This window comes from Kitasatospora sp. NBC_00240 (assembly GCF_026342405.1).
Lineage (GTDB): Bacteria > Actinomycetota > Actinomycetes > Streptomycetales > Streptomycetaceae > Kitasatospora.
In genome coordinates, this window is the sequence record NZ_JAPEMU010000001.1 from 7,856,353 (window position 1) to 7,882,485 (window position 26,133).

The following is a 26,133-nucleotide window of genomic DNA, read 5'->3' on the forward strand; positions in this document are numbered from 1 at the left end:
GACGGGTCTTCCGAAAAATTCATTTCTGTGGTATTATGTCAGATTTTGCGAGTAGTGTCTCGCGCCATGGTGAACAACGAACAGCCGAGCCGGACGGCTCTCATGTCGGCCGCGGCGCGTGCGGCCCATCTCCTCGTCGACAGTGCCCCGCCGATCTTCGCCGACCCGCTGGCACGGCGGCTTCTGGGCGAGCAGGCGGACGAACTCCTCGGCTATCACCTGGCCTACGGCGATCACCCCGTCCTGTCCGGAGCGCGGACGGCGGCCGCCACCCGCAGCCGCTACACCGAGGACCGGCTGGCCGTACTGGCCGCCCAGGGCGTCGACCAGTACGTGATTCTCGGGGCGGGGCTGGACTCCTTCGCCTACCGGTCGGAACCGACCGGGCGGGTCCGGGTGTTCGAGGTCGACCGGCCGGCGACGCAGCACTGGAAGCAGGCCGTGCTGGTCCGGGCGGGAGTGGTGGTGCCGCCGTCCGCCGCCTTCGTGGCGGTGGACTTCGAGCAGGCGTCCGCCCGGACCCTGGTGGACGAGCTGGTGCGGGCGGGGTTCGATCCGGGCCGGCCCGCGCTGGTCAGCTGGCTGGGGGTCACCATGTACCTGAGCCGGGAGGCGATCGGGCAGACCCTGGCGGCGGTCGGCGGTCTCGCGCCCGGCACCGAGCTCGTCGTGGAGCATCTGCTCCCGGCCGAGCTGCGGGACGAGGCGGGCCAGGCGTACGCGGAGGTGGTCATGGCCGCGGCGGCCGAGCAGGGCGAGCCCTGGCGGACCTTCCTCGGTGTCGAGGAGATGGCCGACCTCCTGGGCGAGTTCGGGCTCCGGCCGATCGGGAGCGTCGGGCAGCGGGAGACCGTGCCGGCCGCCGAGTGGGAGCGGTCGGACTCGCTCCGGCCGTTCGAACTGTCCGTGCTGGCCCGCGCGAGCGTCCCCGCACGCTGAGCGGCCCGCCGCCGGCGCCCCCGGTCCGGCTCGGGCACCCCTGCTGACCTGGTACTGTTCTTCCTGTCGAGAGAGTGATCTCTGGTCAGGCGTCGGTGGTGCTGGTGGAGCACGTCCTACTTTCAGTAGGAAGAGTCCGTTCGAATCGGGCCCGGCGCTCCATTCTTTTCCGGCGGCCTTCCGCCTGTCCTCCCCGGCGGCCTTCCCGGCCTCTCCCGGGCCTGCGAGCCCGGCGGGCATCGACATCCTCCCCGCCCCGGCGATGTGCCGGCTGCCGCCTTCCCTCACCGGATGCGCGAGCCCACGGCGTACCCGGACGGGCGACGCGACCTCGCCCCTGCCCCCGGAGCGGCTCGGCGGCAGTCCCGTCCGGGTACGCGTCCTGCCGGCGGGTCAGGAGCGGGGCTGCTCCCGACGGTGGACCTGACCGGCCGGCCTGCGGGTGGGGCTGTTCGGCAGGACCTCGCCCGGGTGGCCCGCCTCGTACCGCTCGATGCCGCGGAGCAGCGCGTCGTAGGTGGCGTCGTCCAAGGCGTACGCCCCGCCGGCGCGGTGGGCCGCCCTGGCGGCCGCGGCCGTCCCGACGGCGCGGGTGTAGGCGTCGGAGTCGGCGAGCACGGCGATGGGGGCGGTGGAGGTCATGCCTCCCATCATGGCGGTGACCTCTGACAACGCGGCCCGGCCGGCGGTCCCCGTCCGGCCGTCCGGGATGCGCCGCCACCCCGGACGCCACGCCGCCGGCGCGGGCCGGGCCGGCAGACGGCCGGGCGGGCAGACGGCGCCGGGCGGGAACGGCCGGGTGGCCGGAGGCACGGCGGGGCGGTGTCCGGTCGGTGGACAGGTCGGCGGGCGGGCGGTCCGGGCTTCGGACGGTTTCCACCCTTTTGCGGCCGTGGGACTGTGGTGATCGTGTGGGTTCGGGGGCGCACTTGACCCAACATCGGCATAATCGCGGCCATGACGATCGCGCGTGCGAACATGAGCACGATTGCTGAAGACCTGTACGTATGGCTTCCGCCGAAGCGGGGCTGGGGCCTGGCCAACTGCGGCCTGTTGACCTCGCCGCGCACCGCGGCCTGGATCGACACCCCCTACGACCCCACGCTGGCGGGGGAGTTCCTGGCCGAGAGCCGCAAGCGGCTGGCCGCCGGGGTGACGGTCGACCGCGTGATCGTCACCCACGCGAACGGGGACCACCTCTGGGGCGCGGGCGTGCTGCCGGACGCCGAGGTGATCGCCACCAAGGAAGCCCTGGAGCACATCCACTACGAGCCCACCCCGCAGCAGCAGCACGCGCTGGTCAAGGGCGCCGACCCGGCCTCGTCGCTCGGCTGGTACCTCGCCGAGCACTTCGGGCAGTTCGACTGGTCGAGCACCGAGCCGGTGCACCCGACCCTGATGTTCCAGGGCGAACTCGAACTGCGGGTCGGGGACCACCCCGTGCATGTGATCGGCCTGCCGCCGGCGCACACCGAGGGAGACCTCATCGTGCACCTGCCCCGGCAGAAGGCGGTCTTCTCCGGCGACATCATCTTCGCCTCCACCGAGGAGTTCCCCGGCGACCACCCGGTGCACTGGGCCGGACCGCTGCAGAACGTGATCGACGCCTGCGGGCGGGTGCTGGACACCGGGGCCGAGATCGTCATACCCGGCCACGGTCCGGTGCTCGACCGGGCCGGGGTCCAGCGGCACATCGCCCACCTCGCGCACGTCCAGGAGCGGGCGCACGCCCTGCACGCGGCCGGGATCCCCGCGCTGGACGCCGCCCGGCGGGTGATCGCCGAGGGACGTCACCCCGAACTCGGGCTGCCCGAACGCCTGGTGGTCACCATCGGCTCCGAGTACCGGCACCTGGACGGCTCCGAGCAGCCGGCCGTCCTCGACGTGATGAGCCAGGTCGCCACCGTGGCGCGGGAGCTGGAGCCGGCCAGGATCCCCGGCCGGCGGACCGCCGACGGCCGGCCGGTGCTGCCGGGCTGATCCCCGGCCCGGACCGCCACCCGGGGCTGTGCCGCCACGGCGCCGGCACCGGTGGCGACCGCGCCGGCAGCACCTGCCGCACCGGCCGCCCCACCGCGTCCCCACCCGTGGTGGTCCGGCCGGATCCCGCCGGATCCCCCCATTCGACCGAGGACTTCGATGACGCAGATCGCGCTGCTCGCCCTGGCGGCCCTCAGTGCCGCCGCCCTGGTGGCAACCGGCGTGCTGGCCCGCGCCCGCCGGCGCGTCACGGCCCGGGCCCGGGCCGCCGAGGAGCGGCTGACCCGCACCGAGGAGCGCGCCCGGGAGGCCGAGGCCAGGCTCGCCCGCAGCGAGGAACACGGCCGGACCGCCGAGGCCGGGCTCGCCCGGAGCGAGGAGCGGGGCCGGACCGCCGAGGACCGGCTGGCCAGGAGCGAGGAGCGGCTGCGGGCCGCCGAGGACGGCACCCGCGCGCTGCTCGCCGAGATCGGCCACCTGGCCGACGAGCGGCTGCCGGCCACCGCGCTCGCGCTGGCCCACCCCATCGCGCCCGTCCCCGGACCGAAGGCCCCCGGCCGCACCGGGGAGCACGCCGAACGGGCGCTGCAGGCCGTCCTGGACGCCTGCGTCGCCGCCGTCACCGGCGAGCGCGACCGGGTGGACGGCGCGGCCCGGGCCACCATGCGCGGAGCGGCCTCCAAGATCCAGACCCTGCTGTACCAGATCCAGAGCCTGGTCCAGCAGTTGCAGCACGACAACGACGACCCCCGACTGCTCGAGGTGGACTTCCGCAACGAGGTCGCGCTGCGCCGCATCCAGACCGTGGCCGTCCTCTGCGAGGCCTGGCCCGGGCTGGCCCGGACGGACTCCCCGCTGGCCGAGGTGGTGCTGGGCGCGCTGTCCCGGGTGCCCGGCTACGCCCGGATCAAGGTCGCCAACCACCTGCGGGAGGAGCGGCTGGCCGTGGTCGCCCGCGCCGCCGAACCGCTCGCCGTCGCGATCGCCGAGCTGCTCGCCAACGCCACCGCCTACTCCCACCCGGAGACCGAGGTCCCGGTGACCGTCCAGCAGGGCGGGCGCGGGGCGCTGGTGGTCATCGACGACAGCGGGATCGGCATGGAGGACGACCAGTTGGGTCGGGCCAAGCGGCTGCTCTCCGGCCCGTCCGAGGTGCTTCTCACCGAGCTCGGCAACCCGCCGAAGGCCGGCTTCGCGGTCGTCGGCAAGCTCGCCCGCCAGTACGGCTTCACCTGCCACATCGAGCCGTCCCCGTACGGCGGGATGCGGACCATCGTGCGGATTCCCGGTGCGCTGCTGACCGTGGTGGATGCCGAGCAGCCGCTCTCCGTGCTGACGCCGCTGCCGGTGGCCGCACCGCTGCCGGCTGCGAGCCGGCCACCGCTGGCCGGTCCGGCTGCGGCGCCGGCTCGCGAGCCCGAGGCGGCCACGGCTGCCGGCAACGACCCCGACCCCGCGCCGGCCGCGACTCCTGCCGAACAGGCTGTCACCCCCGCCGGACCAGCCCCCACCGGGCCCGGCGCCCTGTCGCCCGTACCGGTCGGCGACGGCAGCGAGCTGCCCAGCCGTCGCCGGCGGGCGCCGCTGCCGCAGCAGCCGACCGCCGCCGTGGACCGGCCCGAGGCCCGGGTCGCCCCGGAGCGAACCCCCGAGCAGGCCGCCGCGCGCTGGCAGGCCCTGCAGGACGGCACCGGCTCCGGGCGGGCCGCCGTCGCCTCGTCCGAACCCAGCCCCTCGTCCGAACCCAGCCCCACGTCCGAGACCACCCGAGGAGCCCACCAGTGAGCACGTCCCGACCTCCCGTCACCGACGAGATCTCCTGGGTGCTGACCCCGCTGCTGGAGCTGCCCGGGGTGCTGCACGCCGTCATCGCCACCGGAGACGGCCTCGTCGAGGGTGCCTCGAAGGACCTCAGCCGGGCCTCCGCCGAGCGGGTCGCCGCGATGACGGCCACCGTGCACGCCGCCGCCCGCGCGTTCACCACCGCGTTCACCGACGTGGAGCAGCCGAAGCTGGCCCAGACCGTGGTGGAGTCCGACCTCGGGTTCGCCGTGGTCGTTCCGGCGGGGCAGAACACCTCGCTGGCCGTCTTCGCCGCGCCGGACGCCCAACTCGGCAACGTCGCCTACCAGATGCAGGTCCAGGTCGCGGCCCTCTCCCGGGCGATGGCCAGCCCGGCCCGGCAACAGGACGCCGTCGCCCGAACATGACCGCCGTCCCCCCGCGCCGCCGCCTGGTGCCCGCCTACCTGGCCACCGGAGGCCGCAGCCGGCCCAGCCGTGCCGCCTTCGACCGGCTGACCCTCCTGCACTCCGCCAGTCCGGACCCGCCGCAGGGCCTGGAGGCCGAACACCGGCGCCTGTGGGAGCTGTTGCGCCCCGGCGCGCTGACCCTGGTGGAGGCGGCGGCGCACCTGCGCCTGCCGGTCAGCGCCACCAACTTCCTCGCGGCCGATCTGGTCGACGCGGGCGGCCTGCAGGCCCGCAGTCCGATCCCGCGCGCCCAGCAGATCGACCGCACCCTCGTCGAGAGGCTCCTCGATGGACTCCGCAGCCTCCGGTAGCCGGATCGGCTACCTGCCCGACCGGGACCAGATCCTGATGAAGATGCTGGTCGCCGGCCCGTTCGGGGTCGGCAAGACCACCCTCATCCGGACCTTGTCCGAGATCCCCACCCTGCACACCGAGGAGGTGATGACCGAGACCGCCGCCCCGGTGGACGACGTCGCCGGCCTGCCCGACAAGACCACCACCACCGTCGCGGTCGACTTCGGCCGCCTCACCCTGCCCGGCGAGGTGGTGCTCTACCTCTTCGGCACCCCCGGCCAGCGCCGGTTCTTCCCGCTCTGGCAGGACATCGCGCGCGGCGCCCTCGGCGCGCTCGTGCTGGCCGACACCCGCCGGCTGGCCGAGTCCTTCGAGATCATGGACATGGTGGAGGAGCAGGGCCTGCCGTACGCGGTCGCGGTCAACTGCTTCCCGGACGCGCCCGCGCACTCCGCCGAGGTGCTGCGCGGGCACCTCGACCTGCACCCCGACACCCCGTTGGTGCTGTGCGACGCCCGTGACCGCGCCACCAGCGTCGAGGCGCTGATCGCCTTGGCCGAACACGTCCTGCACAGCCTGCCCAGCCTGCCCCAGGAGCAGCGGTGACCCAGCCCGGCCCCCGACCCACCGCCCTCTACGGCCCGGCCTTCGCCGCGGACCCGCACGGCCACTACGACCGGCTGCGCGGCCACGGCGCCTCCGCACCGGTCGAGATCGCGCCCGGCGTGGAGGCGCTGCTGGTCACCGATTACCAGGCCGCGCTGGACGTGCTGCGCGACAGCGACACCTTCTCCAAGGACCCGCGTGCCTGGCAGCGCGAGCAGCCCCCGACGTCGCCGGTCCTGCCGGTGCTGGGCTGGCGGCCGACCGCGCTGTTCAGCGACGGGGAGGTGCACGCGCGCTACCGCCAGGTGATCACCGACGGCCTGGCCCTGATCGAGCCGCACGTGCTGCAGGCGCGGGTGGCCCAGGTCGCGCAGGAGCTCATCCGGGGGTTCGACGGCTCCGGTACGGCCGACCTGATCGCCCAGTACGCCCGCCAGCTGCCGCTGTTCGTCTTCAACACCTGGTTCGGCGTGCCCGAGGAGCACAGCAACCGGCTGGTGGCCGGCATGTCCGGGATGATGGAGTCCACCGAGAAGGCGGCCGCGGCCTACGCCGACTTCGTCGAGGTGGTCGCCGGGATGGTCGCCGACCGGCGGGTCCGCGGCCGGCAGGACCTGACCTCCTGGTTCCTGAACCACCCGGCGGGGCTGGAGAACGACGAGGTGGTACGGCAGATCACCCTGACCATGAGCGCCGGGCACGAGCCCACCACCAACCTCATCGGCAACTCGCTGCTGCGGATCCTGACCGACGACCGCTACGCGGGCTCACTGTTCGGCGGCGCGATGACCGCCCACCAGGCGATCGACGAAGTGCTGTGGCACGAGCCGCCGTTGGCCAACCTGTCGGCGCACTACCCGCGGTACGACCTGACCTTCCACGGCCGCCGGATCACCGCCGGGCAGCTGCTGCTGGTCTCCTACGCGGCGGCCAACTCCCAGGCGGCGCCGACCTCGGAGAGCATGCACGTCCGCAGCGGCGAGAGCGCGCACCTGGCCTGGGCGGCCGGCCCGCACTCCTGCCCGGCCCGCGAGCCGGCGCTGCTGATCGCGATCACCGCGATCGAGCAGCTCACCAGCCGGCTGGGGGACTTGGAGCTGTCCGTCCCGCAGCCCGAACTGCTGTGGCGGCCCGGCCCGTTCCACCGTGCTCTGGTGCACCTCCCGGTCCGCTTCACGCCGGTCGCGGGCGAGGCGGCGGGCCGGTCCGGTCGGCAGGCGGCGGCGCACCACTGACCGCCGTGCCCGCAGGCCTCCCCGGCGCCCCGCGCCGGGGCGCCTTCGCGTACCCGGGTGCCGGGTGCCGGGCGCCGGTTCCCGGGTGGCGGGGCGCCCGGTGACGGAGCGGGGGCGGGCGGCGCCGCGTCCGTTCAGGCCTTGGGCGCCCGTCCGGTGCTCTCCGTGGGCTGCCGGTCCGAGCCGAGTTCGCGGGAGATGCGCAGGCCGACCTGGGCGACCACCGGGCCCAGGTTACGCACCCGGGCGGCGGTCATCCGGGAGATCAGGCCGGACACCGAGAGGGCCGCCGTGACCTCGCCGGTGTGGTCGAAGATGGGCGCCGCCACACAGCGGACCTCGGGCTCGTTCTCCCGGTCGTCTATCGAGTAGCCGCGGGTGCGGATCCTGGTGAGGTCGGCGCGCAGCCGGTCGGCGTCGGAGATCGTCCACGTGGTGACCGGCCGCAGTCCGGCGTCGACCACCGCCTCGACCTCGGTGTCGGGCAACCAGGCCAGGATCGCCTTGCCGGTGGCCGTGCAGTAGGCGGGGGCGCGGCTGCCGACCCGGGAGGCCATCCGGACGTTGGTCTCGTCCTCGACCTTGTCGACGTACACGATGCCGGGGCTCTCCCAGACCGTCAGGTGGACGGTCTCGCCGGCCTCGCGCTGCAGCCGGCGCAGGTGTTCGGCGGCGACACTGCGCAGGTCGAGGGTGGACAGGTAGGCCTGGCCGAGCCGCAGCGCGCCGTGGCCGAGGCGGAACCAGCCGGTCTCCCGGTCGCGGTCGAGCAGGTGCTCGTCGAGCAGCGGGCCGGTGAGCCGCAGCACGGTGCTCTTGTTGAGGCCGAGCTCCTCCGCGAGCTGGCCGAGCGGCACCCCGCGTCCGCCGTTGGCGTGGTCCCGGACGTGGCCGAGGACGGCGAGCGCGCGGCGCAGCGAGGAGGACTGGTTCCGGTCGCCCGGCGCCGCCGGCGCGGTCCTGCGCCCGGCCGGTGCCGCCGGGGCCGGCCCGTCGTCGGTGGCTTTCTCGGTCATCGCTGGGTTCCTCTCTCGTGCGCGCCACGGGCGCGGGCCGCGTCGGTTGCCGGCGGGCGGGCCGTCCGCCGGATGGTGCCTGGGGTGTGGCGGGTAGGCGGTGGCCCGTGGAGCGGGAGTCGGGGTGGGGTGGCCGGGTGCCGTCCTGCGCCGGGTCGTCCGGGTCGTCCGGGTCGTCCGGGCGTGCCGGGGACCCGCCCGCGTCCGGTTCAGACGGTACCGTCCCGGGCCGTCGTTGCCGATTCTTCGGCATGGAGTTGTGCAATGCAAAACTTCAGCAAGGGTCTCTTGTTGGCCGCGCGAGCCCCCGCCTAACGTCACGGCATCGAGTGGAACCCCGGCACGGTATGCCGGGCGGCTCCGCCCCCACCCCCGCTTCTCTTCACCATCGGCCCCGGTCAGGGCCTGCTCCGGCGCGTCCGCCCCCACGGACCCGCGTCGCCGCAGCCGCTGTCGGGCGGGAGGTCTCCACCCATGCGACTCATCAGATGGACCGCCACGGCCGCCGCGCTGACCGTGGGCTGCCTCGCGCTGTCGGCCTGTTCGCCCGGCACCGCCCTGCCCGCCGAGGGCAAGGCCGCCGACGACCGGACCGGCACCCTGCAGGTCTGGCTCTACAACGAGGCCGGCAACGCGCCCAAGGAGGCGGTGGTCGCCAAGGCGGTCACCGAGTTCCAGGCGGCCCACCAGGGTGTCACCGTCGACGTGAGTTACATCGACACCGACGCGGCGGCCCGCGCGGCGAAGATGAAGGGTGCCTTCAACGACCCGTCCAGCGCCCCCGACCTGGTGGAGTTCGGCAACACCGACCTCCCCGGTTACGTGGCAGCCGGCGGCCTCGCCGAGATCGGTGCCGAGCTGGACGGCTGGTCCGCCAAGGGCGACCTCGACCCGGCCATCGCCAGGACCGCCGTGCTGGACGGCAAGACCTACGGCCTGCCCTGGTGGGTCGGCGTGCGGGCGCTGTACTACCGCACGGACCTGTTCACCGAGGCCGGGCTCGCCGCCCCCACCTCGTACGACGAACTGGTCGCCGCGACCAAGGCGGTGCACGCCCAGCACCCGGACACCTTCGGCATCGCCGTCGGCGGCAAGTACACCTTCGGCGCGCTGCCGTTCGTCTGGGACGCGGGCGGCGACATCGCCACCAAGGCCGGCGACACGTACAGCGCCGCCATCGACTCGGCCGCCTCGCAGGCCGGCGTCAAGCGGTACACCGACCTGTTCGGCGCCGACGGCTGCCCGGCCCAGCAGTGCGCGGACCTCACCGGCGGCAAGACCGTCGACCTGTTCGCCGCCGGCAAGGCGGCGATGGCGATCCTGCCCAACTCCAGCCGCAGCAAGGTCGACGCCGGCCCGGCCAAGGGCAAGTACGCGGTCGTCCCGCTGCCCGGCAGCAAGGCCGGCTCGATCGCCCCGGCCTTCGCCGGCGGCAACAACCTCGGCGTGATGAAGGCGGCCAAGCACCGCACCCTGGCCGTCGAGTTCGCCGAACTGCTCGCCGGCCCCGCGAACCAGCAGGCCATGTACGACGCGATGGGCAACCTGCCGACCCTCAAGTCGGTCAACACCGCGGTCGCCGCCAAGGACGCGTTCCTCAAGCCGTTCACCGACACCATCGCGGCCGGCACCCGGTTCGTCCCGATGGACCAGGGCTGGGCGCAGATCGACGCGCAGGCGGTCGTCCCGACCCTGCTCCAGCAGGTCGTCACCGGCAAGGCCGACGTGGCCAAGGCGTCCGGCGACGCGGCGCAGCAGATCAACACCGCCTTCACGGCGCACTGAGAGCAGGTCCCGCCCGTGTCCGCACCCACCACGACCGCCCCGGCGGCGTCCGCTCCCCCCGCGGGGCGCCGCCGGGGCGCCGGCCCGGCCGCGCCCCCGCGCGGCCGGCGCCGCACCCCGCTGCTGCTGCTCCTGCCGGCCGCCGTCATCCTGATCCCGCTGGTCGCGTACCCGATCTACCAGCTCGGCCTGCTGTCGGTGCTCGACTTCGGCCAGGCGCAGGCGTCGGGCGGCGTGCCCACCCGCTTCGTCGGCCTCGACAACTACCGCGGCATCCTGACGGACCAGCAGTTCTGGACGGTGCTGGCCCAGACCGTCGGCTTCGCGGCCTTCTGCGTGGTCGCGACGCTGGTGGTGGGCGCGGCCCTCGCCGTCCTGCTGACCAGGATCGGCCGGACCGCCCGGCTGGTGCTGACCACCGCCTCGATGGCCGCCTGGGCGGCGCCGGCGACGACCGGCTCGACGGTGTGGAGCTTCCTGTTCGACACCAACCTGGGCCTGGTCAACGACGTCCTGGTGAAGCTGGGCCTGTCGGGCTTCCACGAGTACAACTGGTTCTACGACAGGTGGACGGCGTTCCTGATCGTCGGCGCGGTGGTGGTCTGGCACTCCTACCCGTTCGTGATGGTGACGCTGTACGCGGGCATCAACGCGATCCCGACCGAGATCCTGGAGGCGGCGTCGCTGGACGGCGCCAGCACCTGGACGACGTTCCGCCGGGTCACCGCACCGATGCTGCGGCCGATCCTCACCATCGTGGTGATCCAGTCGGTGATCTGGGACTTCAAGGTCTTCACCCAGATCTACGTGATGACCACGGGCGGCGGCATCGCCGGGCAGAACCTGGTGCTCAACGTGTACGCGTACCAGAAGGCCTTCGCCTCCTCGCAGTACGGGCTCGGCGCCGCCATCGGCGTGATCATGCTGCTGATCCTGGTCATCCCGACCGCCCTCTACATCCGCACCCTGCGACGTACGGGGAACGAACTGTGAACACCCGCAGCCGCTGGCGCCTCGCCGCCGACACCACCGCCTACCTGGTGGCCGTGGTCGCCGCCTTCCCGATCTTCTGGATGGTGCTGTCCGCGTTCAAGCCCAAGGGTGAGGTGCAGTCGCTGCACCCGAAGCCCTGGACGACGCACCCCACCTTGGAGAGCTTCCGGCAGGTCCTGGGCGTGGACGGCTTCGGCCGGTACTTCCTGAACAGCGTGGTGATCGCGCTGGCGGTGGTGGTGCTCTCCGGCGTGGTGGTCTTCCTGGCCGCGGTGGCGGTGACCCGGTTCAGGTTCCGGTTCCGGACCACCGTCATGGTGATGTTCCTGATCGCCCAGATGATCCCGGTCGAGGCGCTGACCATCCCGCTGTTCTTCATGTTCCGCGACGCGGGCAGGTTCGCCCCCGGCATCGGCCTGAACACGCTGGCCTCGCTGATCCTGGTGCAGCTGGCCTTCTCGCTGCCGTTCGGGATCTGGATGATGCGGGGCTTCGTCGCGGCCGTGCCGGTCTCCATCGAGGAGGCCGCCCAGATCGACGGCGCGAGCCGCACCCGCATCCTGTGGCGGATCCTGCTGCCGCTGGTGGCACCGGGCCTGGCCGCGACCAGCGTGTTCTCGTTCATCGCGGCCTGGAACGACTTCGTCTTCGCGAAGACCTTCATCATCAGCGCCACCCAGAACCAGACCCTCCCCTCCGCCCTGCTGGTCTTCTTCAAGCCGGACGAGAACGACTGGGGCGGGATCATGGCGGCGTCCACCCTGATGACGCTGCCGGTGCTGGTCTTCTTCGTGGCCGTCCAGCGCAAGCTGGTCTCCGGGCTGGCGGGCGCGGTCAAGGACTGACCGCCCGAAGACCGACCGTCCAAGGACTGACCGCCGACGAGGGCGTGCGGTCGAGGACCGACCGGTGTGGGCCGGTCGGGAGCGACGGCGGGTGGCCGGGACGCTGTGGGGCGGCCGGGCCACCCGCCGTCGGCATGTGCACGCGGCCGGTGTCGGGACGGGGAGCGGGAGTCGGCGGTCGACCGGCTCCCGCTCCCCGCGTTCAGGGACCGGGTGATCAGTGGCCGAAGGTGAACCAGTTGAGGTTGACGAAGTCGGCCGGCTGGCCGCTGGTGAACGTCAGGTAGACGTCGTGGGTGCCGGTGACGGCGGCGATGTTGGCGGGCACGGACCGCCAGCTCTGCGCGCCACCGGTGTTGGCGACGGCGAAGGAGCCGATCGGCGCGCTGGTACGGCTGTCGAGGCGGACCTCGACGAGTCCGCTGACACCGCCGGCGGCGCCGCTCGCCACCCGGGCGTTGAACTGGTGTGCCGCGCTGCTGCCGAAGTTGACGCCCTTGTAGAGCGCCCAGTCGCCGTTGGCGAGCGTGCCCAGATCCTGGCCGCCCTCGCTGCAGGCCTCCAGGACGGTGCCGGCCTGCCCGTCGTAGGACTCGGCCTGGATCGTGGCGTAGGCGTCCCGGTTGCCGGGCACCGGGGTGGCGGTGGGCGTGGCGGTGGGCGTGGCGGTGGGGGTGCCCGTCGGGGTGGCGGTGGGCGTGGCGGTCGGGGTCGGGGTCGGCGTCGGGGTACCACCGCCGGGGCCTGCCTGCCAGACACCGACGTAGTCGACGGTCAGCGGCACTCCCGAGGCGGTGCCGGCGTCCGGGCCGCCGCCGAAGGCCGCCGGGAACTCGCCCCCCATGGCCACGTTGAGGATCAGGAAGTAGCCGTGGTTGGTCGCGGCCGCCCACGTCCCGGCGTCCATCTGGTTGGCGCTCACCGAGTGGAACTGCACCCCGTCGAGGTAGAACCGCACCTGCTCGGGGCTGGTGCTGCGGTCCCACTCCATGCCGTAGGTGTGGAAGCCGCTCTGGCAGGTGCCCGGGCTGCACACCTTCTGGCCGCCGATGCCGCTCTTCTCGTTGCAGGGGCCACCGGGGCTGGTGCCGCAGTGCATCGTGGCCCACTCGTTGTTGATGCCCTGGACGTTCTCCATGATGTCGATCTCGCCGACGCCCGGCCAGTTCCACCAGTTGCCCCGGTAGGGCGTGCCGAGCATCCAGAACGCGGGCCAGTAGCCCTTGGCCGCGGCGCCGGTGACGTTGGGGAGCTGCATCCGGGCCTCGACCCGGAGCTTGCCGCCGGCCGGCGGCTGGAAGTCCTCGCGGTTGGTCTCGATCCGGCCGGAGGTCCAGTTCCCGGCGCCGTCGCGGACCGGGGTGATCCGGAGGTTCCCGCCGCCGTCGAGTGACACGTTGCCGGTGCTGGAGGTCATCGTCTCGACCTCGCCGGTGCCGAAGCCGCCGGGGCCGCCCGGGTAGCCGGTCCCGGTGGTGTAGCGCCAGTTGGCGGTGTTGACGCCGGTACCGGCCGGGCCGTTGAAGTCGTCGGCGAAGACCTGGGTCCAGCCGGCCGGGGCCGGGACGACCGCGTTGGCGTCGTTCATCGCGCCGGCCAGTCCGACGGCCAGCAGCGCGGCCGTGGAGAGGGTCGCGAGCAGGGCTCTGACGCGGCGCGGCCGGAGCCGTGTGCGGGTTGGTGCGGTCATGACTGCCTCTCGGGTGGGGGACTGTCGATGAGAGCGCTCTCGGGGTTGTTGGTATCGAGGTGGCGACGGAGTGTCAATGCATCGAGCGGAAAAGGCCCGTTGTTTATTGAAGAATTGAAGACCAGTGAGGGGTTTGCCCTGATTTCCGACTGAGCTTCCGTCGGAACTCTTGACAGTCAATGAGCTTCTGGCCACCCTCCTGCTGAGAGCGCTCTCATATCGCGGAGCTTCCCACCGCAGGGGTTCCACCTCCCAGCGGTCCCGAACTCCGACTCCCACATCCCCGTAGTCCCCACCCCACGAGGGAAGCCATGACCCTGTCCCGTCGTTCCACCCCGGGCCTGCTCCTGGCCGCGCTGCTGCTGCTCTGCGCGGCGTTCGCGGGAGCCGCGCCCGCCAGTGCCGCCGCCGACTACACCCAGGGCGTCACCGCGGCCGGCACCGGCCAGGCCCAGTTCTGGTTCAAGCCCACCGCCCCCGCCGCCCTGGTCGACGTCCACTACCTGGTCAACGGCTCGGGCCAGCAGAACTTCCGGATGGACAACGCCACCGGCACCTGGACCAGGACCGCCACGGGACTGCCGGCCGGTGCCGCGGTCGACTACTGGTTCACCTACGAGAAGGGCGGACCGCTCTTCGACACCCCGCACTTCGCCTGGACGGTCGGCACCGGCGGCAGCACACCGCCCCCCAGCGGCGGAGGCGGCACGCTCCCGCCCGGCGGTACCGGCACCTTCCCCGTGGTGTTCCAGAACAACACCCGCGGCATCTGGCCGGACAGTCAGGTCTACGTGCTCGTCCTCGGGATGGCCACCCCGGGTCAGTGGTCCTACCTGCGGCCTGACGGCACCCTGGCGCACATCAGCCATCTGGAGGAGAGCGCCCCGGGTCACCTCACCAAGAACGGCCGCAACTACGCCGCGATGTCCTTCTCCCTCGCCCGGGCCGCCACCGTCACCGTCCCGAGCGGGCTGGAGGGCGCCCGGATGTACCTCTCGGTCGGCTCGCCGATGTACATCCCGATCTCGCCGGACGACGCCGGCTGGGGCGGCCCCGACCTGCTGAACCCCGCCGACCCCAACGCCGACGTGTACTTCGACTGGTACGAGTTCACCTACCGGTACGGCGTGATCCCGTTCGGCGGCAACACCACCCAGGTCGACATGTTCGGGTTCCCGGTCACCGCCCGGCTGGAGCAGTCGGCCACCGGCTACGACCAGACCGTCGGCATCACGCTGACCCGTGACCAGGTCCGCGCGCAGTACGCCACCGCGGTGGGCCCGGCCTTCCGTCCGCTCGCCACGTCCTACCGGATCACCGCACCGCGCAGTGCCGCGTCCTTCCGCCCCGGTGGCGCCCAGGCCGGGTACCTGCAGCCGGCGATCGACCAGGCCTGGTCGTACTACACCGCGAACCAGTTCACCCTGACCCGGCTCAACCAGACCTTCACCGGCCGGGTCGTCAACGGGCGCCTGCAGTTCACCAAGGACGGCGCCGGGCCGTACTTCCTGAGCAAGCCCACCACCGCGGACGTGACGGCCTGCGCCGGAGCCCTCGCGTCGGCCGGGATGAACACCACCGAGCTGGAACTCGGCGCCGAGTTCTGCGCCGCCTTCAACCGCGGCGTCGCGATCGACACCGCCAAGTGGTACGCCCCGGGCGCGTACTACCCGGCCGCCACCGCGAAGAACGACTACGCCGGGTTCTTCCACACCGTCGGCCTCGGCCACCGGGCCTACGGATTCGCCTACGACGACATCAACGACCAGAGCTCGGTGCGGATCCTGCCCAACGCCGACCCGCCGAGCCGGCTCACCATCGGGATCGGCGGGTAGCCGGGCCCGCCGGGCGTCGCGGGGGCGGCACCGTACCTGCCGCCCCCGCGACGCCGCTCCGGGTTCAGTGGCCCGCCGCCACCCGGAAGCCGATGTTCCCGGTGGAGCTGTCGGGCGTGTTGGAGCTGCGGGCGGCCACCCGGTAGCGGTTGCAGTAGGAGTCGTGGCACATGTGCGAGCCGCCGCGCATCACCCGTGCGCCGCCGCTCGGCGGGCCCGCCGGGTCGGTCCGCGGCCCCGTGCGGTGGAAGTCCGCGCTGAAGCGGTCGGCGCACCACTCCCAGACGTTCCCGACCGTGTTGAAGAGGCCGAAGCCGTTCGGGCGGTAGGAGCGGACGGGGGCGGTGCCGCGGTGCCGGCCGGTGTTCGAGGTCGGGAAGGCGCCCTGCCAGATGTTGAGCATCTCCCGCCCGCCCGGGGCCAGTTCGTCACCCCACGGGTAGCGGCGCTGCGCCAGGCCGCCGCGCGCGGCGTACTCCCATTCGGCCTCGGTGGGCAGCCGGGTGCCGGACCACGCGCAGTACGCCTGGGCGTCGTTCCAGGAGACGTGCACCACCGGGTGGTTCTGCCGGGCGGCGAAGCCGGACCCGGGACCTTCGGGGCGGCGCCAGTCCGCGCCCTCCACCGCGTGCCACCAGGGCGTGCCGGCGACCGTGCGGGAGGCGGCCCGCAGCTCCTCGGACAGGAAGCCGCCGAAGACGAAGGAGAAGCCGAAGCGTTCGGCGTCGGTGGTGTGGCCGGTCTCCTTGACGAAGGAGGCGAACTCGGCGTTGGTGACGGTCGTCGGGGCGATCCGGAACGCGCCGACCCCCACCTCGCGGACCGGCCCCTCGCCGTCGGCGGGGAAGCCCGCGGGGTCGTCGGTGCCCATCAGGAACCGCCCGCCGGGCAGGTCGAGCAGGCCGCGGGCGGCCCGCAGCGCGGCGGGGGACGGCGCCGCGGGCGGGGCCGGCGGCCGGGCAGCCGGGAGCGCCAGGGTGAGCAGCGCCGGGCCGGCCGATTGCCGGCCGCAGGAGGCGTGCTGGCCGGACGAGGGGTTCTGCGGGGCGCAGCAGGCGAGCATCGGTACGTCCAGGGGTCGTCGGGGTGGCGGGGACGGCCGGCGGGCGGGCCGGAGCGCGGTGCTCCGGCCCGCCCGCCCGGGGCCTGGTGGGGGACTGACCCGGCGGCACCGGATCCGGCGGGTCAGGCCGAGCGGGTCAGGCCGAGCGGTCGGCGGCCAGCGCCGGGATGCCGAGCTGCTGCTCCTGCTGCGGGGTGGCCTGGTAGAGCTTGTTGGTCAGCTGGTGCGGGTCGTCGACGAGATCGTAGTACTCGCGGAACAGCACCGATCCGGTGCCGGCGGGCTTGCCGGCCGCGTCGGTGTGGATCTGGTAGTACTCGGTGTACTGCTCGGTGTCGCTGACGTACGAGGACCAGGTGTGCGGGCCGCCGGCCGCCGTGCCGTGCTTCCACCACTCGACGAGCAGGTGGTCGCGGCTGTACCCGGTCAGCAGCGAGTGACCGTCCTGCGGGGTGTCGGGCGTGATGCCGGCCGCGTCCAGGATGGTCGGGGCGATGTCGATGTTGGCCACGATCCGGTTGTCGACGGTGCCGGAGCCGAGGCCGCCGGCGGGCCAGGAGACGTAGAACGGCACCTCGATCGAGGGCCGGTAGGGCACCGACTTCTTCAGCCACCCGTGGTCGGCCCAGGTGTACCCGTTGTCGCCGAGGTAGAAGACCAGGGTGTTCTCCAACTGGCCGAGCGCGGCCAGCTTGTCGTGGAAGGCCTGCACCGCGTCGTCGACCGAGAGCAGGGTGCGGAGCTGGCGGCGGCGCAGCGCCTGCCCGTCGGCCAGGGTGCCGGTGGCGTCCTGGATGAAGTCCGGCTTGTCGCTGCGGTCGGGCTCGGTGACGCCCGGGCGGCCGTTCCAGGCGGGGACGGGAGTGTCGGCGTACTTCGCCTCGGGCGTGTTCGGCTCGTGCGAGGCCTTGGGCGCGACGAACGCGAACCACGGGCGCTGGTCGGTGGCGGCCTTGTCCAGGAAGGCCAGGGTGCGGTTCTTGATGACCGTGGTGCTGTAGCCGGGGATGGTGCGCAGCGTGCCGTTGTCGTTCCAGGTGCCGTCGTTGTAGACCACCGGGCTCTCCAGCAGCCACTCCTCGAAGTGCGGCGGGTTGTCGGCGGCGTGCCACGCGTTCAGGTACTTGCCGAACAGGCCGGTGCGGTAACCGGCCTGCTTGAGGTAGCGCTGCACGGTGGTGTGCTGGTCGAGGTTGTACGGCGAGGAGTTGTCGAGCACGCCGTGGTTGTGGGCCTGGCGGCCGGAGAAGATCGACGAGCGGGACGGCGCGCAGAGCGGGGTCGCGACGTGGCCGGCGGTGAACCGTACACCCTGGTCGGCGAGCCAGGCGACGGTTTTCGGGGTGGCCCACTCGGTCTGCTTGGGCTGGTCGTCGGTGAGGATGACCAGGATGTTGGGGCGCGCGGCGGACGCGGCGGGGGCGGCCGCCGCCGGGGTGGCCGCGGCCAGGGCGCCCAGGGAGGGTGCGGCGGCGACGGCGGCTGCTCCGGCGAGGAATCCCCGCCGTCCGACGAGGTTCCGGTCGTTCCGGCTCATCAGGCTGTCCCTTTCGTGGACGGGTGGGCGGCTCCGCGTTCCCGTACGGGCACGGCCCGGCCCGCCCGGTGGCTGGGTGCCCGGGGCCGGTCGGTCGTGCCGGTGCGTGACGGTGCGGCCGCCGGTGGGCGGGTACGGGTGACCGGGTGCTGCCCGGCCGGCGCGGTGGCCGGGGGGAGCGATCTCCGGCGACCTCGGAGCGACCGTAGGGTCCGCCGGAAGCCGCCCGCAATGCGGCCGGAGACTTCAACATGTCCATTTCACACAGCTGTTGCGTGGCGTCACGTCACGGCCGCCGACGTACCGTCAGCGGACGTGGCACTCCGCCCGCCGGGACATCCCGGCGGGGCCGCCGACGCCGGCCCGGACTCCGCCGGGTCGGTCGAAGAGGCCCGGTCGCGACCGGCGCCCGGCCGCCACCGGCCGGATAGGGTCGGGGCGTCCGGCGTCCGCCAGCGGGGGCGGTGCGCGGGACGGACCTGGACGGAGCCCTGCCATGCCCCTGCCCGTCGCGGCGCTCTCCTTCGACGGGGACGACACCCTGTGGGACTTCGGGTCCGGCTTCGTCCCGGCGATCGCGCACGCCGCCCGCCGGCTGACCGAGGCCGGCGGCCGCATCGTCACCGTCGAGCAACTGCAGGAGGTCCGCGAGGAGATGGCGCGGCGGATGCCCGGGGCCGACTTCGCCGAGATCCGCCGGGCCGCTCTCGCGGAGTCCGCCCGGCGCCTCGGCTGCGAGCGCCCCGGTCTCGCCGAGGAGGTGTACCGGGCCTTCGTCGACGTCCGGGCCGAGCACACCCTGCTCCACCCCGAGACCGGGGAGGTGCTGAGCCGGCTGGCCGCCTCGCTGCCGCTCGCGCTCACCACCAACGGCAACACCGACCTCGGACCGCTCGGCCTGGACACCGTCTTCGCCGTGGTCGTCAGGGCCGCCGAGTGCGGCGTCCACAAACCCGATCCCGGTATCTACCGGATCACCGCCGAGCGGCTGGGCGTCCCGCCCGCCCAGGTCCTGCACATCGGCGACCACCCGCTGGAGGACGTGGCAGCCGCCCGGGAAGCCGGCATGGCGGCCGTGCTGCTGGACCGGACCGGCCGCACCCCCGGCGCGCTCCGCTCCCTGGACGAGCTGCCCGCCCTGCTCGCCGACCTCGGCCGGGAGCTTCCGGCCGGATCGGCATCTCCGGTGAGCCCGGCCGACCTGGCGGCGGGGTAGCCCCGCCGCACGGCTGTCCGGCTCAGGTCACCCGTGCCGCGTCAGGCGACTTTTGCCCCGGGTGAGCGCTCCTGCAGGGCTTGGTCCCCGCAGCGTGCCTCTGCAGATGGGTTGACCCGGGTCAAGCCTCGCTCCGCTCCTTGTCGGACCCGGGAACTGAGGTGAGGCCCGCGACGAAGGAGCGGAAGTCCGGCGCGAGGGGCAGTTCCGAGTCGGCGTCCGTGTCGAACCAGACCACGGACGGCTCCCCCCGGGGACCGCAGGTGCGGTAATCCAGCCCGATCCAGTAGTGACCATCGCCGGAGAGAAGCACCACCTCCGTAGGCAGACCCCATTCGTCGACCAGGTAGGGGTTGTCGAGCAAGGACAGCGTCTGCTCACGCCGGCCGATGCCCATCACGATGTCGAAGGGGGCATGGTCAGAAGCCCACGACGTCGGCCGACTTGTGGGGAAGGCATCGCGACCCGAGACGACCAGGCCTCCGTTCTGCTGGCGCAGGAGGTCGAGCAGGGAAGCGGGGAGCGTGACGTTCAACAAGCCCTCGGCTTCCAGAACCGCCTGGTCGCTCAGGGCCGGCTGCACTCCGACGCCACTGTCGGTGTTCCGGAAGACGTGCTGAAGATCCTCGAAGCGTGCCATGACCGGCATCGTGGAAGCCGTGCCCGACAATCCACCGTCGGATCCTGAGCGGTCGAACAGAATGCTTACTTCACCAGCAAGAACGGGCGTACGTTGCCTGCCGCGACTAGGAACGGTTCGCGTACCGCAGCAGCGCCTCGACGGTCTCGGGCCAGTCGATCCGGTGGTGCTCCTGGCCGGCCGGCAGCGACTCCTCGGCCTCGTCGAGGAAGGTGGCCAGCCCGGCGGTGTCGGTGTGGACGAGGGCGACGCCGTCGTCCCCGTAGAACTCCAGCCGGGTCAGGCCCGCGCCGACCGGTCGCAGCCGCAGGTCGCCGAGGCCGGCGGGCTTGTACAGGCCCTCGGCCAGCAGCTCCCGGGCGACGGTCCAGACGATGCCGTCCTCGGCGCGGCCGCCGTCCTCGACGACCAGTCCTTCCGCCAGCACGGCGGGAGCCGGAAAGCTCAGGGAGACCTCGTAGGGCGCCCGGGGGTCGTACCGGAGGACCATCCGCAGGGTCCGGGGGACAGGGCCGGCCAGGTGCGCCGGGAGCGAGCGTTCGACCCGGGCGCCCCGCCGGGGGTGCTCGATGGCGGGGGCGTCGGTGAAGCCACCGGTGGGAGCGGGGGCGGGAGTTGTCGCCGGGGTGGGGCCCGGGTCGGTGAACGGGGTGCCGGCCGGGTCGGTGGGCGGTTCGGCGGGCGGGTTCGTGTGGGGGTTCATATGCGCGGCAGCCTCCGGCGGAGTCGTCAGGTGTCCATCGCCTGCCCCTCTTAGCGCCCGCCACTCCTTCGCCGACGGAGAAACTGCCGGTAGGTCAGAAATCGCCGTGGTGAGGCCGGCGGGGTGTCCTCCCGGGACGGCCGCCGGCCCCGTCGCCCGTGCGGGGCGGCGGGGCCGGTGCGGTGCGTCCGGTCAGCTTCGGCGACGGCCCCAGGCCGGGCTGATGACGGTGATCAGCGCGGCGGCCACGCCGATCTGGAGCAGGTGTCGGATCCAGTCGATCCCGCCGGTGTCGCGGACCCCGAGCCCACTGGCGAGGGCGTTCCCGGCCACGGCGCCGACGACCCCGAGCAGGATCGTCAGCCAGATCGGAATCGGTTGCCGGCCCGGCAGCAGCAGCCTCGCGAGCAGGCCGATGATCAGACCGGCGACGATCGCCCACAGAAATGACATGAGGTCTCCCTCGTCTCGGTGCTCCCCGGAGCGTCCAGGGCCACGGCACCCGTCTGCCCCGGCCCGGCCGCCTCATGTGACCCCGGTCCGCCGCCGGCTCCGGGTGCACGGCCCGCCGGCGGCCGCTCCCGGGCCGTGCACCCGGTTGGACGAGCCGGGTTCGGCCGTTCGGCCGACACTGGACGGGCGGCGCACGCGCGTTCGGGCTGCGCCGCCTCCTGCGCCGGACGGAGGAACGATGGCGAACCGGGACGGCCGAGCGCCGGGGCCCACCCACCATGAGCGCCCGCCGGGCGCGGGACGGCCGACATGAGCTCCGGGCCGGCCGGGACCGACGGCGGGCCGGCCGGTACGAGCGACGGTGTCCCCGAGCCGGCCGGCGGGCGGGACCACCGCTGGCAGGCGCTGGCGGTGTGCCTGGTCGCGGGATTCATGACGCTGCTCGACGTCAGCATCGTCAACGTCGCGCTACCGTCCGTCCGCGCCGGGCTGGGCCTGTCGGAGAGCGGCCTGCAGTGGGTCCTCTCGGGCTATGCGCTGACCTTCGGTCTCGCCCTCGTCCCGGCCGGCCGGCTCGGCGACGCACGCAGCCGGCGGGCCGTCTTCATCAGCGGGCTGGCGCTCTTCACCCTCACCAGCGCGCTGGCCGGCGCCGCCCAGACCGAAGGCTGGCTGATCGCGGCCCGGCTCGCCCAGGGCGTCGCCGGCGGCATCCTCGTCCCCCAGGTCTCCGGCTTCATCCAGGAGCTCTTCCAGGGCGCCGAGCGGGGCCGGGCCTTCGGCCTGCTCGGCGCCACCATCGGCGTCTCCACCGCCGTCGGCCCGCTGCTGGGCGGGCTGCTGATCGAGATCTTCGGCACGGCGGACGGCTGGCGCTGGGTGTTCTACGTCAACCTGCCGATCGGGCTGGTGGCACTTCCGCTGGCCTACCGGCTGCTCCCGCCGCCCTCGGCCCGTCCGGCCCGGGCCGGGAAGCCGGCGGGCCGCGATTTCGACCCGGTGGGCGTCCTGCTGCTGGGGGCGGGGACGGTCCTGCTGCTGCTGCCGCTGGTCGAGCAGCAGCAGTGGCCCGGCCCGGCCAAATGGCTGCTCACGCCGGTGGCGGTGGTGCTGCTGGCCGCGTTCGCCGGCTGGGAGCGCCGGTACGGGCGCCGGCACGAGCCGCTGGTCAGCATGAACCTCTTCCGGGCGCGGTCGTACGCGCTGGGCACGCTGCTCTCGCTGGTGTACTTCGCCGGGTTCACGGCGATCTTCTTCATCTTCACGCTGTACCTGCAGAACGGTCTGGGCTACAGCGCGCTGGCGGCGGGGCTGTCGATCACCCCGTTCGCCCTGGGCTCCGGTGCCGGGGCCGCCGTCGGCGGCCGGGTGGTGCACCGCTTCGGCCGGCCGCTGGTGACCTTCGGCCTGCTCCTGGTGGCGGTCGGGCTGGCGGTGTCCGGCGGGGTGGTGCACCTGTGGTCCGGCCCGCACGTCGGCTGGCTGACCGCGGCGCCGCTGCTGCTGGCCGGGGTCGGCAGCGGGCTGGTGATCTCGCCCAACCAGGTGCTCACCCTCGCCGAGGTGCCGGTGGCCCGGGCGGGCAGTGCGGGCGGCGTCCTGCAGACCGCCCAGCGGATCGGGTCCGCGGCGGGCATCGCCGCCGTCGGCGCGGTCTTCTTCACCAGGCTGGGCGGCCACCCCCAGGACTGGGCCGGCGCCTTCCAGCTGGGGCTGGTCGTCGCCATCGGCTTCGTCCTGCTGGCCCTGGCCACCGCGCTCGCGGACGTCCTGGCGGGCGGCACGGGCTGGCCCGCCGCGGCCCGCCCGCCCGGTCCGGGGCCACGACTGCCCGGACCGCAGACGCCCCGGCCCGGGCCGCCCGGCCCGTCGGCGCCCGCCCGGAAGCCGTGAAGGCCGGCCGGAAGCCGTGACGGCCGGGCCGTGCGCCGGAGGGACGCGGCCGACACGGCGGCGCTGCCCGAGCGGCCCGCCCGGGCGGTCATGTCTTCGAGGTATCCGGGTAGGCGCGGCTTCGGCGGGTGTCCGGCCGGGACGCCGGCGCGGCCGGACACCCGCTGCTGCGGGAGGAACCCTGGCCGGGACGTCGACGGCCCCCGGAGCACCGCCTGACGCGCACGATCACCGAACCGACCGACCTGCGGAGGAGCCGCTGATGACCCGCCCGCCCGATCCCGTGCCCCCGAATCCGACGCCCGCCCCCGGCCCCGGCGGTCCGGGCCCCGGGCCGCTACCCGGCCCGCTTCCGGGCCCCGGCGGGCCCGACCCGGTGCCCCCCGCGCCGCCCGCACCGGGCCCGGACCCGTGGCCGGACGGACCTGGTCCGGAGCCCGGCCCCGGTCCCTTCCCGGCGCCCGGCCCGGGCCCCGCGCCGGAGCCCGTGACATGACGGCGGGCGGACCGGATTGACCTGGGCCCGGCGGGGTAGCCGCGCGCCATGCTGACCTTCGGGATCGAGGAAGAGTACCTGCTCATCGACGAGGTGAGCGGGGTGCCGGTGCCCCGGGCGGCCGAGGTGCTGGCCGCCGCGGACCTGCTGCCGGCCCTTCGGCCGGAGGAGGCCCAGCACGAGCTGCTCCAGGTGCAGGTCGAGGTGGCCACGCCCGTCTGCGAGGACCTCGCGGAGGCGGCCGAGCACCTGGTGCGCCTGCGCGACGCGGTCGGCACGGCGGCGCAGAAGGCGGGCTGCCGGATCGGCCCGGTCGGCGCGGCGCCCTTCCAGGGGCTCACCCCCGTACCGGTCACCGACCGTGCCCGCTACCTGTCCGCGCGGGCCGACGCCCCGCAGCTGGTGGACGACCTCATGCTGAACGGTATGCACGTGCACGTCGGGGTCCCGGGGCGGGAGAGCGGGGTCGCCGTCCTCAACCGGATCCGGCCCTGGCTGCCCGTGCTGGTCGCGATGGCGGCGAACTCCCCCTTCTGGCAGGGCAAGGAGACCGGCTTCGCCAGCTGGCGGACGATCCACTTCGACCGCTGGCCGGCCAGCGGCCAGCCCCCGGCGTTCCGCGACGCGGCGGACTACGAACGGCGGGTGCAGGCCCTGCAGGACACCGGACTGATCCGGGACCGCGGCGCGCTCTACTGGCACGCGCGGCTGTCCGAGCGGTACCCCACCATCGAGGTCCGCGCCGCCGACGTCCAACTGCTGCCGCAGGACGCCGCACTGTTCGCCGCCCTGGTCCGGGCCCTGGTGGCGTCGGCCCTGGCGGAGGAGCGCGCCGGTGTACCGCCGCTGCGGCCGGAGGAGGAGATGCTGCGGGCCGCCACCTGGCAGGCCGCCCACAACGGGCTCGACAGCCGGCTGACCTCGCCCTGCCTCCCGTTCGCCCGCCCGGCGGCCGCCGTCGTCGAGGAGCTGATGGAGTACGCGGCGCCCGGGCTCGCCGAGACGGGGGACACCGAACGGGTCGAGGCGCTGCTCGGCGACTTCCTGGCGGCGGGTACGGGCGCGCAGCGCCAGCGGCGGGCCTGGCGCGAGGGCGGCCGCGCCGGGCTGCTGGACCTCATCGTCCGGTAGCCCGCCCGCTGCCCGCTGCCCGCTGCCCGCTGCCCGCGTCAGCGCAGGTCGAAGACCAGGCGGGCGGTCACCCGGCCGGAGAGGATGTCCGCGAAGCAGGTGTTGACCTCGTCGAGGCGGCGCGACTCGCGGATCACCCTGGTCCGGCCCAGCGCGTGCAGTCGGAAGACCTCCGCCAGGTCCTCGCGGGTGCCGACGATGGAACCGATCACGCTGGTGCCGTTGAGCACCGTGTCGAAGACCGGCAGTTCCAGCCTGCCCTCCGCGGGCAGGGCGACCAGCACCAGCGTGCCGCCCCGCCGGAGCGCGCCGTACGCGGCCCGGAAGGAGGCGTTGTCGACGGCCAGGGCGATCGCCGCGTGCGCGCCGCCGAGCTTCTGGACCTCGGCGGCGACGTCCGCCGTCCGGGCGTCGATCACATGGTCGGCGCCGAGGTCGCGGGCCAGCTGCAGCTTGTCGTCGGTGATGTCCACCGCGACGGTCTCGGCGCCGCTGATCCGGGCGTACTGCAGTGCCAGGTGGCCGAGACCGCCGATGCCCGAGACCAGCACCCGGGTGCCGGGGCGGGCGCCCGAGAGCTTGACCGCCTTGTAGGTGGTGACGCCGGCGCAGGACAGCGGTGCGGCGTCCAAGGGGTCCAGCCCCTCGGGCACCGGGACGACGTAGTCGCCGTGCGCCAGCGCGTACTCGGCGTAGGCGCCGTCCACCGAGTAACCGCTGTTGTGCTGCTGGAGGCAGAGCGTCTCCCAGCCGGAGACGCACTGGTCGCAGCGGCCGCAGGCGTCCGCGAGCCAGGCGATCGCGACCCGCTCGCCGATCGCCACGTGCCGGACCAGCTCTCCGGCCGCCTCGACGATGCCTACCCCCTCGTGGCCCGGCACGAAGGGCGGTGCGGGCTTCACCGGCCAGTCGCCGTGCGCGGCGTGGATGTCGGTGTGGCACAGCCCGGAGGCCTCGATCCGTACCAGGACCTGGTGCGGGGCGGGCTCCGGCACCGGACGGTTCTCGATGTCCAGCGGGGCGGTGAAGTCCTTGACGACGGCGGCCTTCATGAATGCGACTCCGTTCGGCGGCTGGACGTGCGGGCGTGGAGCTTCGGGCCTGGACGGTCGCGCGTGGACCTTCGACCGTGGATGTTCGGACCTGGACGTTCGCGCGGGGACGTCCGAGCCTGGGCGCCGTCCGGGCGCGGCTCCCCTGCAGCCTCACCCGGGCGGCGTAACGGCGCAGGGCGGGCGGGCCGAACGGGTGAGGCGACGATGCCGCCGAAGGCGATGGCGAACGGCGCGACGCCGGCCATCACGGTCAGCGGTGCGGCGGCGGCCACGACGCAGAAGACGATGTCGCCCAGGCCGAGGATGCCGCCGTCCAGCTTCCGTCCGCCGGGGGCGTCGGAGCTGTGCGGGCGGTCGGGGACGGTGGGGCCGCCGGGGATTGCGGTCGGGGCGGCGGTGGCCGCGGCGTCGGAGGGCAGATGCATGGGGGAGCTCTCCTTGTCGTACGAACGAAGGCTAGGTGAGCCGCTGGCCGG

The 26,133-nt window shown here is 73.8% G+C and carries 24 protein-coding genes; 14 read left to right on the forward strand and 10 right to left on the reverse strand.

Annotated elements, in window-relative coordinates; all coding sequences use genetic code 11:
- Positions 1-66 precede the first annotated feature (66 nt).
- Positions 67-939, forward strand: coding sequence for a class I SAM-dependent methyltransferase (locus OG689_RS33685; protein WP_266324633.1), 873 nt, complete (start codon positions 67-69; stop codon positions 937-939).
- Positions 940-1,332: 393 nt separating this feature from the next.
- Here OG689_RS33685 and OG689_RS33690 read toward each other — a convergent pair whose 3' ends face one another.
- A complete protein-coding gene (locus tag OG689_RS33690) occupies positions 1,333-1,581 on the reverse strand; it encodes a hypothetical protein (protein WP_266324635.1) in 249 nt (82 codons plus the stop codon).
- A gap of 315 nt (positions 1,582-1,896) precedes the next feature.
- On the opposite strand from OG689_RS33690, the gene OG689_RS33695 reads away from it, so the two are divergent.
- The 6 genes from OG689_RS33695 to OG689_RS33720 all read left to right on the forward strand — a co-directional run bounded on the left by OG689_RS33695 (position 1,897) and on the right by OG689_RS33720 (position 7,306).
- Positions 1,897-2,919 carry an MBL fold metallo-hydrolase gene (locus tag OG689_RS33695; RefSeq protein WP_266324637.1) on the forward strand — a complete coding sequence of 341 codons (1,023 nt, stop codon included), beginning with the start codon at positions 1,897-1,899 and terminating at the stop codon, positions 2,917-2,919.
- 159 nt (positions 2,920-3,078) lie between these two features.
- Entirely contained in the window at positions 3,079-4,704 is a 1,626-nt protein-coding gene (locus tag OG689_RS33700; protein WP_266324639.1) for an ATP-binding protein, read from the forward strand.
- Positions 4,701-5,129 carry a roadblock/LC7 domain-containing protein gene (locus OG689_RS33705; protein WP_073927235.1) on the forward strand — a complete coding sequence of 143 codons (429 nt, stop codon included), beginning with the start codon at positions 4,701-4,703 and terminating at the stop codon, positions 5,127-5,129. The genes OG689_RS33700 and OG689_RS33705 overlap by 4 nt, the downstream gene beginning before the upstream one ends.
- The gene (locus OG689_RS33710) at positions 5,126-5,482 is read left to right on the forward strand and encodes a DUF742 domain-containing protein (protein WP_266324642.1); all 357 of its coding nucleotides are present in this window, start codon (positions 5,126-5,128) and stop codon (positions 5,480-5,482) included. Before OG689_RS33705 ends, OG689_RS33710 begins: the two co-directional genes overlap by 4 nt.
- Positions 5,460-6,071: an ATP/GTP-binding protein gene (locus OG689_RS33715; RefSeq protein WP_266324644.1), complete on the forward strand. Its 612-nt coding sequence runs from the start codon at positions 5,460-5,462 to the stop codon at positions 6,069-6,071. Before OG689_RS33710 ends, OG689_RS33715 begins: the two co-directional genes overlap by 23 nt.
- Positions 6,068-7,306 (forward strand): cytochrome P450, encoded by a 1,239-nt coding sequence (locus OG689_RS33720; protein ID WP_266324646.1) that lies wholly within the window; start codon positions 6,068-6,070, stop codon positions 7,304-7,306. The genes OG689_RS33715 and OG689_RS33720 overlap by 4 nt, the downstream gene beginning before the upstream one ends.
- Positions 7,307-7,440: 134 nt before the next feature.
- Here the strand turns inward: OG689_RS33720 and OG689_RS33725 are convergent, their stop codons facing one another.
- On the reverse strand, positions 7,441-8,322 hold the full coding sequence (locus OG689_RS33725; RefSeq protein WP_266324648.1) for an IclR family transcriptional regulator: 882 nt from the start codon (positions 8,320-8,322) through the stop codon (positions 7,441-7,443).
- A 474-nt stretch (positions 8,323-8,796) separates the two neighbouring features.
- Between OG689_RS33725 and OG689_RS33730 the strand changes: the two genes are divergently transcribed.
- The 3 genes from OG689_RS33730 to OG689_RS33740 are packed head-to-tail and all read left to right on the forward strand — an operon-like array spanning position 8,797 to position 11,945.
- Positions 8,797-10,107: an extracellular solute-binding protein gene (locus OG689_RS33730; RefSeq protein ID WP_266324650.1), complete on the forward strand. Its 1,311-nt coding sequence runs from the start codon at positions 8,797-8,799 to the stop codon at positions 10,105-10,107.
- A 15-nt stretch (positions 10,108-10,122) separates the two neighbouring features.
- Entirely contained in the window at positions 10,123-11,100 is a 978-nt protein-coding gene (locus OG689_RS33735) for a carbohydrate ABC transporter permease (RefSeq protein ID WP_266324652.1), read from the forward strand.
- Entirely contained in the window at positions 11,097-11,945 is an 849-nt protein-coding gene (locus OG689_RS33740) for a carbohydrate ABC transporter permease (RefSeq protein WP_266324654.1), read from the forward strand. The genes OG689_RS33735 and OG689_RS33740 overlap by 4 nt, the downstream gene beginning before the upstream one ends.
- 217 nt (positions 11,946-12,162) lie before the next feature.
- On the opposite strand, the gene OG689_RS33745 is transcribed toward OG689_RS33740, so the two are convergent.
- Positions 12,163-13,635 carry a carbohydrate-binding protein gene (locus tag OG689_RS33745; protein WP_266324656.1) on the reverse strand — a complete coding sequence of 491 codons (1,473 nt, stop codon included), beginning with the start codon at positions 13,633-13,635 and terminating at the stop codon, positions 12,163-12,165.
- A gap of 311 nt (positions 13,636-13,946) precedes the next feature.
- Between OG689_RS33745 and OG689_RS33750 the strand changes: the two genes are divergently transcribed.
- Entirely contained in the window at positions 13,947-15,470 is a 1,524-nt protein-coding gene (locus OG689_RS33750) for a beta-1,3-glucanase family protein (RefSeq protein WP_266324658.1), read from the forward strand.
- A gap of 64 nt (positions 15,471-15,534) precedes the next feature.
- Here OG689_RS33750 and OG689_RS33755 read toward each other — a convergent pair whose 3' ends face one another.
- Positions 15,535-16,533 carry a formylglycine-generating enzyme family protein gene (locus OG689_RS33755; RefSeq protein ID WP_266324660.1) on the reverse strand — a complete coding sequence of 333 codons (999 nt, stop codon included), beginning with the start codon at positions 16,531-16,533 and terminating at the stop codon, positions 15,535-15,537.
- 136 nt (positions 16,534-16,669) lie between these two features.
- Positions 16,670-18,070 carry a sulfatase gene (locus OG689_RS33760; protein WP_266324662.1) on the reverse strand — a complete coding sequence of 467 codons (1,401 nt, stop codon included), beginning with the start codon at positions 18,068-18,070 and terminating at the stop codon, positions 16,670-16,672.
- Between the two features lie 496 nt (positions 18,071-18,566).
- On the opposite strand from OG689_RS33760, the gene OG689_RS33765 reads away from it, so the two are divergent.
- Entirely contained in the window at positions 18,567-19,286 is a 720-nt protein-coding gene (locus tag OG689_RS33765) for an HAD family hydrolase (protein WP_266324664.1), read from the forward strand.
- Between the two features lie 121 nt (positions 19,287-19,407).
- On the opposite strand, the gene OG689_RS33770 is transcribed toward OG689_RS33765, so the two are convergent.
- From OG689_RS33770 to OG689_RS33780, 3 genes are all read right to left on the reverse strand, one after another.
- The gene (locus OG689_RS33770; protein ID WP_266324666.1) at positions 19,408-19,926 is read right to left on the reverse strand and encodes an SMI1/KNR4 family protein; all 519 of its coding nucleotides are present in this window, start codon (positions 19,924-19,926) and stop codon (positions 19,408-19,410) included.
- Positions 19,927-20,032: 106 nt separating this feature from the next.
- Entirely contained in the window at positions 20,033-20,629 is a 597-nt protein-coding gene (locus tag OG689_RS33775; protein ID WP_266324668.1) for an SsgA family sporulation/cell division regulator, read from the reverse strand.
- Between the two features lie 192 nt (positions 20,630-20,821).
- On the reverse strand, positions 20,822-21,082 hold the full coding sequence (locus tag OG689_RS33780) for a GlsB/YeaQ/YmgE family stress response membrane protein (protein ID WP_266324670.1): 261 nt from the start codon (positions 21,080-21,082) through the stop codon (positions 20,822-20,824).
- 309 nt (positions 21,083-21,391) lie between these two features.
- On the opposite strand from OG689_RS33780, the gene OG689_RS33785 reads away from it, so the two are divergent.
- Complete coding sequence (locus tag OG689_RS33785; RefSeq protein ID WP_266324672.1) at positions 21,392-22,975, forward strand: MFS transporter; 1,584 nt, start codon at positions 21,392-21,394, stop codon at positions 22,973-22,975.
- Positions 22,976-23,519: 544 nt separating this feature from the next.
- Positions 23,520-24,602, forward strand: coding sequence for a glutamate--cysteine ligase (locus OG689_RS33790; protein ID WP_266324674.1), 1,083 nt, complete (start codon positions 23,520-23,522; stop codon positions 24,600-24,602).
- 38 nt (positions 24,603-24,640) lie between these two features.
- Here OG689_RS33790 and adhP read toward each other — a convergent pair whose 3' ends face one another.
- Both adhP and OG689_RS33800 read right to left on the reverse strand, forming a co-directional pair.
- On the reverse strand, positions 24,641-25,654 hold the full coding sequence (gene adhP / locus OG689_RS33795) for an alcohol dehydrogenase AdhP (RefSeq protein WP_266324676.1): 1,014 nt from the start codon (positions 25,652-25,654) through the stop codon (positions 24,641-24,643).
- On the reverse strand, positions 25,651-26,082 hold the full coding sequence (locus OG689_RS33800) for a hypothetical protein (protein WP_266324678.1): 432 nt from the start codon (positions 26,080-26,082) through the stop codon (positions 25,651-25,653). Before OG689_RS33800 ends, adhP begins: the two co-directional genes overlap by 4 nt.
- Between the last annotated feature and the right edge of the window lie 51 nt (positions 26,083-26,133).